The 11,852-nt window shown below is 30.8% G+C and carries 11 protein-coding genes; all 11 read left to right on the top strand.

Features of this window, described 5'->3' with window-relative positions:
• On the top strand, positions 1–100 hold a 100-nt coding region (locus WKS98_RS09380), incomplete at its 5' end, for a Maff2 family mobile element protein (RefSeq protein WP_498918797.1).
• 10 nt (positions 101–110) lie between these two features.
• The gene (locus WKS98_RS09375) at positions 111–974 is read left to right on the top strand and encodes a VirB6/TrbL-like conjugal transfer protein, CD1112 family (RefSeq protein WP_000466919.1); all 864 of its coding nucleotides are present in this window, start codon (positions 111–113) and stop codon (positions 972–974) included.
• Positions 975–983: 9 nt separating this feature from the next.
• Entirely contained in the window at positions 984–1,274 is a 291-nt protein-coding gene (locus WKS98_RS09370; protein WP_002838520.1) for a hypothetical protein, read from the top strand.
• 1 nt (position 1,275) lies between these two features.
• A complete protein-coding gene (locus WKS98_RS09365; protein WP_498918795.1) occupies positions 1,276–1,686 on the top strand; it encodes a PrgI family protein in 411 nt (136 codons plus the stop codon).
• The gene (locus WKS98_RS09360; protein WP_498918794.1) at positions 1,577–4,000 is read left to right on the top strand and encodes a VirB4-like conjugal transfer ATPase, CD1110 family; all 2,424 of its coding nucleotides are present in this window, start codon (positions 1,577–1,579) and stop codon (positions 3,998–4,000) included. Before WKS98_RS09365 ends, WKS98_RS09360 begins: the two co-directional genes overlap by 110 nt.
• Positions 4,001–4,007: 7 nt before the next feature.
• Positions 4,008–6,587, top strand: coding sequence for a C40 family peptidase (locus WKS98_RS09355; protein WP_498918793.1), 2,580 nt, complete (start codon positions 4,008–4,010; stop codon positions 6,585–6,587).
• Positions 6,588–6,601: 14 nt separating this feature from the next.
• A complete protein-coding gene (locus WKS98_RS09350; protein WP_001080402.1) occupies positions 6,602–6,841 on the top strand; it encodes a hypothetical protein in 240 nt (79 codons plus the stop codon).
• Complete coding sequence (locus tag WKS98_RS09345) at positions 6,828–9,251, top strand: leucine-rich repeat protein (RefSeq protein ID WP_498918790.1); 2,424 nt, start codon at positions 6,828–6,830, stop codon at positions 9,249–9,251. Before WKS98_RS09350 ends, WKS98_RS09345 begins: the two co-directional genes overlap by 14 nt.
• A gap of 14 nt (positions 9,252–9,265) precedes the next feature.
• Positions 9,266–10,126: a CD1107 family mobile element protein gene (locus WKS98_RS09340; protein ID WP_498918788.1), complete on the top strand. Its 861-nt coding sequence runs from the start codon at positions 9,266–9,268 to the stop codon at positions 10,124–10,126.
• Between the two features lie 72 nt (positions 10,127–10,198).
• A complete protein-coding gene (locus WKS98_RS09335) occupies positions 10,199–10,810 on the top strand; it encodes a DUF6088 family protein (RefSeq protein ID WP_498918787.1) in 612 nt (203 codons plus the stop codon).
• On the top strand, positions 10,803–11,786 hold the full coding sequence (locus tag WKS98_RS09330; RefSeq protein WP_498918785.1) for a nucleotidyl transferase AbiEii/AbiGii toxin family protein: 984 nt from the start codon (positions 10,803–10,805) through the stop codon (positions 11,784–11,786). Before WKS98_RS09335 ends, WKS98_RS09330 begins: the two co-directional genes overlap by 8 nt.
• Positions 11,787–11,852 lie beyond the last annotated feature (66 nt).

The raw sequence follows: 11,852 nt of genomic DNA, 5'->3' as shown, positions 1-11,852 counted from the left end.
TGGTGCTAAATCTCAAGGTATTAAGCAGCTTATGGCTGGTGGGGGAATTGTACTAATCGGTATTAAATTAATTCCACTGCTTGCAAATGCTTTAAAATAGGAGAAAGTCTATGTTTGGTATCTTTGACAAGCTAACTGAATTTTTTAAGGATATGCTACTCGGAGGTATCAAAGCAAATCTTGAGTCCATGTTCTTAGATATAAATGACAAGGTAGGAGTTATTGCAACTGATGTTGGGAAGACACCAATGGGTTGGAATGGAGAAGTGTATAACTTCATAAAAAACATTAATGATAATGTGATCGTTCCAATAGCAGGTCTTATCATAACAGCAGTTTTATGTATTGAACTCATAAATATGGTTATGCAAAAGAATAATATGCACGATACAGATACTTTTGAGTTTTTCAAATACATTATAAAGATGTTTATAGCAGTCTACCTTGCAAGCCATGCCTTTGAATTTTCAATGGCAGTCTTTGATGTGGCACAAAATCTTGTAAACAAAGCGGCAGGGGTAATCACTACTTCTGCCACTGTTTCAGGAGATCAGATAGTTGCAATGGTTGATACATTAAAAGAAAAAGAAATAGGTGAGCTTTTAATGATATTAGTTGAAACAAGCCTTGTAAGGATTGCAATTCAATGTATATCTTTAACTATTACCTTAATAGTATATGGGCGTATGTTTGAAATATATGTCTACTCATCAGTATCATCCATACCATTTGCGACTATGGGAAATAAAGAATGGGGTCAGATTGGAACAAATTATATCAAGGGACTTTTTGCCTTGGGACTACAAGGTTTGTTTTTGATGGTATGTTTAGGTATCTACACCGTTTTAATAAGAACGGTACAGATTACAGATATTCACGCAAGCTTGTTTAGTATATTAGGATATGCTCTACTACTTGGACTTATGATGTTTAAGAGTGGAACAGTTGCAAAAAGTATTATGAATACGCACTAGGAGGAATAAATGTTAAAAAAGAAAAATTGTGCTTTATTGGGACTTGGAATTTTATTAGGAGGAACTTATGAAATCTTAAAAGAGAAAAAAAGAAATGAAGAGATTAGAAACTTAAAGAGGAGAATAAATAGACTCGGAAGATGTCACAATGAATTTGTTATGTATCAAGGCGAATACAATGACAGAAATGAAGAAAAACAAGAAGAATTAGAAGAAAGAATTAGCTACCTGGAAGAGGAAACAACATCTAATTATGACCATATACTTGAACTTTCCAAAGAAGAAGTAGAGGGAGATTAAAATGGCATATGTACCAATACCAAAAGATTTGGACAAGATTAAAACAAAGGTTGCCTTTAACTTAACCAAAAGACAACTTATAGGTTTTTCTGTGGCAGGACTAATTGGCATACCAACCTATTTATTTATGAAGAAATATCTACCTAATGATGTTTCAATTATTGTAATGCTAATAGTAACCCTGCCAATCTTTTTTATAACCTTATATGAAAAAGACACCTTAACTTTTGAAAAATATTTTAAATTTTTCTACCTTCATAAGTTTTATCAACCAACTAAGAGAATAAGAAAGGAGGCATACCTTGAAGCAAAGAAAAAAGCAAATCAGCGACTTAAATCTAAGGGAAAAACAATTAAAAAAAGACCGAAAGGAAGTAAGAAGACTAAAAACAAAGAAAGATCCGACAAATAGTCTTCTAAGTGTACTTTTAAAGAAAGAGAAAAAGAGATTTACTGTTGAGGATACAATTCCATATATAAGAATGTTACCAGAGGGCATTTGCCAGTTAGATGAAAAAAATTATTCAAAGACAATTTCATTTCAAGATATAAATTACCAGTTGGCATTGGAAGAAGATAGAGATTTAATCTTTAACCAATTTGCCAACTTTTTAAATTCTTTTGATCCAAGTGTCCACATTGAACTATCATATGTAAATCAATTAGGAAGAAATAAAGACCTACAAGACGCAATTAAAATTGCTGATAAGGGAGATTTCTATGACGATGTAAGAAAAGAGTTTAGAGAGATGTTAAAACTTCAACTTGCAAAGGGCAATAATGGACTTAAAAAGATGAAGTATATAACCTTTACAACAGAAGCCGATAACCTAGAGCAAGCACGAGCAAAGTTAAATAGACTAGAAGTAGATATTTTATCTAACTTTAAATCTATGGGAGTAAGAGCAGAAAGCCTTGATGGCGAAGAAAGATTAAGACTTGTTCACGATATGTTAAATCCAGACAAGAACTTTAATTTTTCATATAAAGATTTGAAGAAGAAAGAGTCTACAAAATCACATATAACTCCCAATATTTTTAATTTTGTACCAGCAAATAATTTTAAATTTGGGAAATTCATTGGAGCAGTAAGCCATTTTCAAATACTTGCAAGTGAGTTATCAGACAGGATGTTATCTGAGTTTTTAGATATTGATGACAATATTTATGTAGCTTTTCATATAGATGTAGTTGAACAAGCAGAAGCTATTAAACTTATTAAGAGAAAGAACACAGACCTAGACAGAATGAAAATTGAAGAACAAAAGAAAGCAGTTCGTGCAGGATATGATATGGATATTATCCCTTCAGATATAAATACTTTTGGAGCTGATGTTAAGTCCATGTTATCTGACTTACAAAATAGAGATGAAAGGCTCTTTGTAGTTAGCATAGTAATGATGAATTTTTCTAGGACTAATCAAAGATTAGAAAACACTATTTCTCAAATATCATCAATTGCAAACAGACATAATTGTCAGGTAAAAAGATTATCTCATCAACAAGAACAAGGACTTGTTTCTGTCTTACCTTTAGGAGTTAATCAAGTCGAGATAAAAAGATTTTTAACTTCATCATCAACGGCAGTATTTATGCCTTTTACAACAGAAGAGCTATTTATTGATTCGGCAAATTCTTTGTACTATGGCTTAAATGCCCTTAGCCAAAACTTGATTATGGCAGATAGGAAGAAACTAAAGAACCCTAACGGATTAATATTAGGAACACCAGGTTCTGGTAAATCTTTCTCGGCAAAGAGAGAGATGGCAAATGCAATTCTTGTAACAGACGATGATGTAATTATTTGTGATCCTGAGGGAGAGTATTCAAACCTTGTAAAACAATTTAATGGAGAAGTTATTAAAGTTTCGGCAAAGTCAAAGGACTACCTAAATCCATTAGATATTAATATGAACTATGGAGATGGGGACGCACCTTTAAAGGATAAGGCAAACTTCATAATGTCTATGCTTGAACTTGTAGTAGGAGGATCTGGTCTTACTGCTGCAGAAAAATCTGTTATAGATAGGTGCTTACCAAAGATATATCAAAAGTATTTTGAAGACCCAAAACCAGAAAATATGCCTATATTAGGAGATTTATACGATATGCTCCTATCTCAAGAAGAGGGAGTTGGTAGAAAGCTCGCAACAGAAATGGAAATTTATGTTAAGGGAAGTCTTAATGTATTTAATAATAGGTCAAATGTTGACTTAAATAGGCAACTGCTCTGTTTTGATATAAAAGAGCTAGGAACACAACTTAAAAAAATAGGTATGCTTGTCATTCAAGACCAAGTTTGGAACAAGGTTTCCCTAAATAGAGGAAGCAAGTCTACAAGATACTATATAGATGAGTTCCACCTTTTATTAAAAGACCCACAAACTGCTTCATATTCAGTAGAAATCTGGAAAAGATTTAGAAAATGGGGAGGTATCCCAACAGGTATAACACAAAACGTAAAAGATCTTTTAACAAGTCAGGAAATTGAAAATATCTTTGATAATACAGACTTTGTTCTAATGTTAAATCAAGCATCTGGAGATAGGGATATTCTTGCTAAAAAATTAAAAATATCGCCTTATCAGTTAAACTATATTACTAACTCAAATGCAGGTGAGGGACTATTATTCTTTGGAAATACTATTGTTCCATTTATAGATAAGTTCCCTAAAGACACCATGCTATATAAGCTAATGACAACAAAACCAGAAGAAGCTAAGTAGGTGTGATATGGATAAAAAACTAAAAAAAGATTTTCAAAAGAAAATTATACGAAATAGGGACGCCCCTGAAAAGAATGTAGATAGTAAACTCGTTCATTCAGATGATTATACCAATAAGATTATTAAGACTAAGGATAGGTTCGAAGATAAAATTTCAGAAAAAGAATCTAAACTTATTCATGAGAATGTATTATCTAAAGATCAAAAACAAGATAAACTAAAAGATTTTCAGAAGGCTAACAACAAGGAAAGAATCAGAAAAGAAGTTTTAGATAATAAGGATAAGGCTGGAGAAACAAAAAAAGCTAATCTTGAAATAAAGACAGATGAAAACTTTAAACTTGATGAAGACTTAGATGTAGACTCCAAAAAAGTAAATTTTGATAGTGAAAACAGTAGAAATATTAATTCTAATAAACTAATAACAGATGATATTTCAGCTAAGGCTCAACCAATAAACAATAAGAAACCATCAAGTAAAAGACAAGTTCTTAAAAATTATGAGGATAAACTTATCCATAGTAAGGATAAATTCCAAGACAAAATCAACGAGAAAGAGTCTAAGCGAATCCACACAAGTGAAGATAAACCTATCGAAGCAAATAAAAGTAAGAGAATATATAGAAAAGATAAGCTTGTTAAAGATGAAGAAAGTAAGAACGAGACTAATACTAATATCGACAAAAAGCAAAATCAGAAGCTTTATCAAGAAAAGAAGTTTAGAGATAAGGAAAAAAATTCTAAAGAGATAGATAAAGAAAATAAGCTAAACGAAGTTGATACAGATAAAACTTTTGATAATCCTTATTTTAAAGACAATAATCAAGAATTTATAAAAGATGAAAAAGAAACAAGCCTTAAACCTTCAGAACAAAAGAAAGTTAATAAAAAGAAGACTTACTACAAAAGAAAAAATTATGAAAGTGATAAATTCACTCGAAAGAAAATTGATGACTTAAAAAATGAATCTAAGAAAGTTACAACGAAAGATTCTAAGAAAGCTCAAGATGTTAAAGATTTTATCTCAGATAAAAAGATTGGAGAGCTTGAAAAGTCTAAAAGTAAGCTAAAGGATAATATCTTAAAGAATAAAACTAAAGGAAGTCTATCTTCTGGGGTTTTATTATCTGGAGCTAAGTCTTCAGAATTAGTGAGAGATTATTTAAGTTCAGGGTCTGATAATACTGGTGTAGAATCTGGAGAAAAAGTCGCTAATGTAAGCTCTAAACTCCAGCATGGAATAAGGAAGTATAAGCTAGACAAAAAGAAAAAGTCCTTAAAAAAGCTATCTAAACTTGATAAGAAAATAAGAAAGAGAAAAAGCAAGTTGGAGTTTAAAAGCGGCTTGGAAGATTTAAAAAAGTCAGACGCCTATATAAAGAAAAATAGATTTAAAAGGTTTTACCAGAGAAAACAAATGAAAAGCATGATAGCTAAAAAGCACGAAACAAGACTTGTAGATAGAGTTAAAAAAGCTATTTTAAGTTTAGGTAAGGCTTCTAAAGAGCTAATAGTAAGAAAAAGCAAGATGGTTCTATTTCTAGTAATAGGACTAGGTCTTATGATATCAATCATGATTGGTGGTGGAAGTGTTGGTATGAGTGGACTAAGCAATTCAGTAAACTCAGTAATGACAACAACATACCTATCACAGGATACAGTTCTAAGTGAAGTAAATCAAGAATTTTCATCAATGGAGTATGACCTACAATCACAAATCGAAAGTGTAAAAACAAGTCATCCTGGATATGATGAATATATTATAAATAAAGAAGGAGAAATTGGTCATAATACCCATGAACTTTTATCCTATATAACTTCAAGATGTGGAGAAGTAAAATCAGCATCTGAAGTAAAAGGAATTTTAAAAGAACTTTTCGATAAGATGTATAAGCTTGATTTTAAGGAAGAAATTGAAATTAGAACAAGAACAGTAGCAAGAACAAGATATGATAGTCGTGGCAATCCTTATACTAGCTATGAAAAAGAAGAGTACGAATATAAAAAGTTAATTGTAACTTTAAAGAAAAAAGAAATGGATGAAGTAGTTAGGGAAATATTTAAAGATTATCCAGACAATGTAGTTCATTATGAAGCTCTTCTTGAAGCTAAGGGGAATATGGGTGATGTTTTTGGATCAGGTAATGGGGACTTAGGAGAAATAGTAGATAATCCAAACTTTGGAAATCCTGGTCTTGCTTTTGATTCAGCTACTGCCAAAGCCTTATTTAATGAAGCAGAAAAACATATAGGCAAAAGATATGTGTTTGGAGCAAGTGGACCATCTAACTTTGACTGTTCAGGTTTTGTATGTTGGTCATTTACAAAGTCTGGTGTAAAGAGAATGCCAAGAACAACTGCATGGAGAATATACAAAGACTATTGTAATCCAGTAAGTCCAAGTGAAGCTCAACCTGGAGATATTATATTTTTCCACTCAACATATAACAGTGGAACACCAATATCTCACGTAGGAATATACGCAGGTAACGGAATGATGATTCACGCAGGAGATCCAATTCAATACACATCAATAAATTCAAAATATTGGAAATCACACTTTTATGGTTTTGGAAGACCAAGATAGAAGGGAGATATTATGTGAACAGAAAGCTTATAAGTATTAGAAACAAAAAGAAAAAAATAGAAGAGAAATTAAAAGATCTAAATGCAAAATACAAGGAAATTTGCGATGAAGAAATACAAGTTGAAAATGAAGAAATAATTGTAACTCTTAGGAGGAACAATATCAGCTTGGAAGAATTAATGGAGAAAATCAATGATAGAAAAAGAGAAGAAAAATTAAAAGAAAAGGAGAACATTCATAATGAAGAAATTTAATACGAACAAACTAAGAGCCTTTTTTATGGCTCTTTTATTAATTTTGACATCAACTGTGCATACAAGTGCATTTGCAAAGTCTGATGTTACTTGGACGGAAGATGATTTTATTTACCATCAAGGAGATAAGACTCATGTAGCAGGACTAAGTAAAACAGGATGGGAAAAAGCAGAGAAAACTCAAGAAATTAAGTTTTTAGAAGGTACTAAAACTATTGGATATATAAATAGTTCTGGTTACTCACAAAATATGTTTGATATTCCAAGAATATCAAAGTTAAAAGATTTGAAGATTACTTTACCAGAATCCCTAGAAACAATTAAGAGCAACTCTTTTGTATATTGCCCAATAAGAGAAATTAAATTGCCAAGCAATTTAAAAACAATTGAAAGTTGGGCATTTAACAATACAAATTTAGAAGAAATCTATATTCCTGATTCAGTAACAAACCTTGGTGGTGCTGCTTTTAGAGAAAATAAGATAAAAAGAGCTAGACTTCCAAAAGGGTTAAAGGTTATAAAAGATGGATTATTCTTTGAAAACGAACTAGAAGAAATTGAAATACCAGATAGTGTTGAAGTTATTGAAGGTGGAGCTTTTTATAAGAACGCATTAAGGAGAATTAATGCACCAAGCAATCCTAAACTTAATAATACTGGAGCTAAGTTAATAGGGAATCAAGTTGTAGAATATAGACCAAAACAAAATCCTTTCTATCTTAATAATCTAGGATATAATGGAGAACTTGGAATTTCTAATTACAAAAATCTAATCAAAGATGAAGATGGAGGATTGATATTTCCAAAAGATGTAGACATGGTAGAATTGGACTTTTCAGTTCCAAAATACTACTATTCAGGAACTATCAAGATTTACAATCCAAATAAATATTCCATTGATACTCAAACAGATTTAACAGGGCAAGATATTGATGAAAAGGACAATAAGATTGATGATTTAACAAAAAACATTAAGGACTTAGAAAATCAGATTAAAGAATTAAATGAAAAGAAACAAGAAGACCAATCAAAGATAGACGAATTAAAGGGAAAGTTAGAATCTTGCAAAGATAATGGAGAGAAACTAAAACAAGAAAAGTCTAAGTTAGAAGAAGAGATTAGAGAGAAAGACAATAAGATTGCTCAATTGAATAAAGAAATTGAGGATCTTAAAAACTCTAATAATGATGAACTAATAGCAGAAATTACTCAGCTTAAAGATGAATTAAAAAGACTACAAGATGAAAATGCAAAACTAAAAGAAGATTATTCATCTACAAAATGGGAGTTAGAAGCTGAGAAAGAAAAGACCGATAAAAACGAAAATAAAGTCAAAGAAATGCAAGAAAAGCTTGAGTCTTTAGAAGGAGAACTTGCAAAGAAGACTAAAGAAATTGAAGATAAAGATAATAGAATTAAGGACTTAGAAAAAGCTCTTGATGAAAAAGATGCTAAGATAAGAGACTTAGAGTCTAAAAAGAAAGATACAGAAAATTCTAAGTCAGAATGTTGCAAGAAAATTGAAGAGCTTCAAAAAGCTATTGATAGTTTAAAAGAATCTTCTGAAAATACAAAAAAAGAATTAGAAGAAAAGATTAAAGGGCTAGAAGAAAAACAAAAAGCTTCTGAAGAAGAAATTAAAAAGCTAAAAGAAGAATTAGATAAGAAAATTGAAGAAGCAAAGAGGTTAATCGAGGAAGCAAATAAAAAAGCGAAAGAAGAACTTGAGAAACAAGCTAAAGATGAAAAAGATAAAAATCTAAACCAAGACTTATCTAAGAAATTAGATGAACTTCTAAAACTCCAAAAAGAAAACAAAGAGAAGAAAGAAGATAAGAAATCTCAAGATAAGAAGTGGGACGAACTTTTGAAAGCTGATGACAAGAACATTCTAAATCAATTTGATCTTAACAAGATGAAAAAGCAAGAGGAACAACAAGGTAAAAAACAAGTTAAAGATGAAAAAGAATTTGCAGTTTTTCAAGTAGACAAAAACTTTTATAACATTATCAACAAAGATGGTAAGACAACAGTCTATATGGATGTAAAAACTTATGTGGATCAAGGAAGAACTATGATTCCAGTAAGATATATCGCTTATACTCTAGGTTTTAATGTTGAGTATGACAATTCTACTCGTGAAGCTATTTTCTCAAATAAAGAGAACAATATCTTAGCTAAAAAGACATTAAGACTAAATATTGATACTGGTGTTATGAAAGATTCAGATGGGAAGGTCTACAATTCAGATGTTAAGCCAGTGATTATAAATGGAAGAATTCATGCTTCAATTTCAAATATTGCTAAAGCTTTTGGGGCAAGTCATGGAGATATTAAAGATGGTAAAAACCAAACAATAGAATGGGACGATGCTAGAAAAGCAGTCTATGTATTTAAAAATGTAAAATAAGAAAGGATAGAAAAATGAATAAGAGTATTAAACGAGGAGTAGCCATAGCGTTACTCCTTTTTACATTTACAGTACCAGCAACTACATTTGCTATGACAAATGAAGGTCAAATAGAAAGTCAAAACGAATCAATCTATGAACCACAAAAAGAAGAATTTGAAAAAATGTTGAAAGATGATGTTTTTACACCATCAAAAGAAGAAATTCCTTATCAAGATGTTCCAAGAATACCAGGAAATACAAGTGAAGCAAATAAGCCTTCAAATAATCCACCAAAGAAAACCCCACTTGTAAAAGGTGGTAATACAAAGGCAGTAAATAATCTTGCAACACAAGAAAATAAGGCAAGAGGTTCAGTAATTGAAAATGTAGATAGGAATGGAAAAGATATTACACCAAGTGGAGATACAGAAAAAGATAAAGAAAATCCAGTAGATGTAAGACAGTTTTTAACATTTCAAACTAAAAGTGGAAAAACTATGCACCTAATAGTGGATCACTCGTCAAATCAAGATAATGTAAGGTTATTGACAGAAGTAGGGGAGCAAGACCTACTTAATATGATTGAATCAGAAGATAAAAATACTATAAAGGTTGAAGAACCTAAGAAAGAAGAAGTAGAAAAAGAAGAGCCTAAGGCTGTTCCAGTAAAAGAAGAAAAGAAAAGTGGAATAGGTTCATTTCTAATTGTTGCACTTGTAATTGGAGGAGTTGTAGGAGCAGGATATTATTTTAAGGTAGTTAAAGCAAAAGAAGATAGAATGTTGGAAGACTTTGAAGAAGATGATGAGGATTATATTAGTGAGTCAGAAGATGAATCTGACGATGATGAAACTCACGAAGAATCTTTAGATGAAGATGATGAACTATTATAAGAATATTAAATTTAAGTAAATTGAACTTTTGTCCCAGATATGATATGATATTTGGGACAAAGGAGGATTGTAATGAGTTCATATACAGAAAAAATATCAGATAAAATAAATGATTTTGACTCACATAAAGTATTTTTTGCAAATGACTTTTTAGATATTACATCTTATGATACAGCTAGAAAGACATTAAATAGGATGGTTAATGAAAGAAAAATTCAGCGTATCATTGATGGCTTTTATTACAATCCAAAATACAGTGAGTTAATTGGAGAATATGAAGCAGTATCAATTCACGAGTTGGCACTTGCCATAGCAAGAAAATACAATTGGAATATTGCACCATATAATAGCACAGCCTTAAATTTGTTGGGACTATCAACACAAGTTCCAACTCACTATAAATATATATCTAGTGGAAGATACAAAGAATATAAAATTGGGGATACGGTTTTAGAATTTAAAAAAGTAAATCCAGGAGAAATTGCCAATATGTCCCTAAAGACTGCAACAGTTATTCAAGCAATTAAGTCTTTAGGTAAAGAAGATATAACCAGAGAAGTTATACAAAAGATAAGAGAAAACTTAACTGAAAAAGAAAAATTGGATTTAATGAATGAATCAAAATCAGTTCCTGCATGGGTATATGAAGTAATAAGGGAAATTTGTGAGGGCAAAAATGAATAAGTTTTATATAGAAAACAAAGACGATTTAAGAGTTTTAATAGTAAATACAGCCAGAAAGAAAAATATATCTGAAGCAGTAATTGAAAAAGACTATTGGGTTACTTTTATCTTAGACTATCTATTTAATGAAAACAAATGGAAAGGTTATTTAACCTTTAAAGGTGGAACATCACTTTCAAAGTGTTTTGGACTCATTGAAAGATTTTCTGAAGATATAGATCTAATCTTAGACTGGCGAGTATTAGGTTATGAAGAAAAAGAACCATGGTTAGAAAGGTCAAATACCAAGCAAGATAAATTCAACAAAGCAGTTAATGAAAAGACAGAAATATTTTTAAGAGATGAATTTTTAAAAGTTTTAGAAGAAGATTTAAAGGATTTTGATTTTGAATTTTCAATAGATACAATAGACCCACAAACAATTCTATGTAAATATCCTAAAATCTTTGAATCTAATTATTTAACACAAAATATAAGGCTTGAAATAGGAAGCCTTGCAGCATGGACACCTGCAATTGATGTTGAAGTTTTGCCGATAATTGGCGAAGCATATTTAAATGTATTTAAAGAAAAAACAAGCATAAGAACAGTCTCAGCAGAGAGAACCTTCTGGGAAAAAGCAACAATTTTACACCACGAAGCAAATAGACCAGAAGCTTCTCCTATGCCCCACAGATATGCAAGACACTTTTACGATTTATATAAAATAGCAAATTCAGATTTTAAAAACAAAGCCTTAGAGGACAAGGATTTATTAAAAAAAGTGACTGAATTTAAAATGAAATTCTACCCTAGAAAGTGGGCAAGGTATGAAGATGCATTAAATGGTAGATTGAAGTTAGTTCCAAGAGAGTTTCGATTTTCTGAAATAGAAAAAGATTATAAGGCTATGGCAGAAATGATTTATGGAGAATATTCAACATTTGAAGAGATTATAAAAGTTCTTAAAGAACTAGAAAAAGAAATTAATAAGTAGAATTTTCCCGAAAATAATATAATCTTCGGGAGAAAAACTTTGAGCGAGAGAGAAATCTTTCGCTCT

The sequence above is a fragment of the Lagierella sp. ICN-221743 genome (assembly GCF_037890055.1).
GTDB lineage: Bacteria > Bacillota > Clostridia > Tissierellales > Peptoniphilaceae > Mediannikoviicoccus.
Note: the sequence above shows the minus strand (reverse complement) of the source record. Positions and strands in the feature narration are given on the sequence as shown.

Bases quoted from the DNA above. Each gene is read 5' to 3' on its own strand.
- WKS98_RS09375 (WP_000466919.1), top strand. From the start codon at position 111: ATGTTTGGTATCTTTGACAAGCTAACTGAATTTTTTAAGGATATGCTA.
- WKS98_RS09335 (WP_498918787.1), top strand. From the start codon at position 10,199: ATGAGTTCATATACAGAAAAAATATCAGATAAAATAAATGATTTTGAC.
- WKS98_RS09330 (WP_498918785.1), top strand. From the start codon at position 10,803: ATGAATAAGTTTTATATAGAAAACAAAGACGATTTAAGAGTTTTAATA.
- WKS98_RS09355 (WP_498918793.1), top strand. From the start codon at position 4,008: ATGGATAAAAAACTAAAAAAAGATTTTCAAAAGAAAATTATACGAAAT.
- WKS98_RS09365 (WP_498918795.1), top strand. From the start codon at position 1,276: ATGGCATATGTACCAATACCAAAAGATTTGGACAAGATTAAAACAAAG.
- WKS98_RS09370 (WP_002838520.1), top strand. From the start codon at position 984: ATGTTAAAAAAGAAAAATTGTGCTTTATTGGGACTTGGAATTTTATTA.
- WKS98_RS09340 (WP_498918788.1), top strand. From the start codon at position 9,266: ATGAATAAGAGTATTAAACGAGGAGTAGCCATAGCGTTACTCCTTTTT.
- WKS98_RS09345 (WP_498918790.1), top strand. From the start codon at position 6,828: ATGAAGAAATTTAATACGAACAAACTAAGAGCCTTTTTTATGGCTCTT.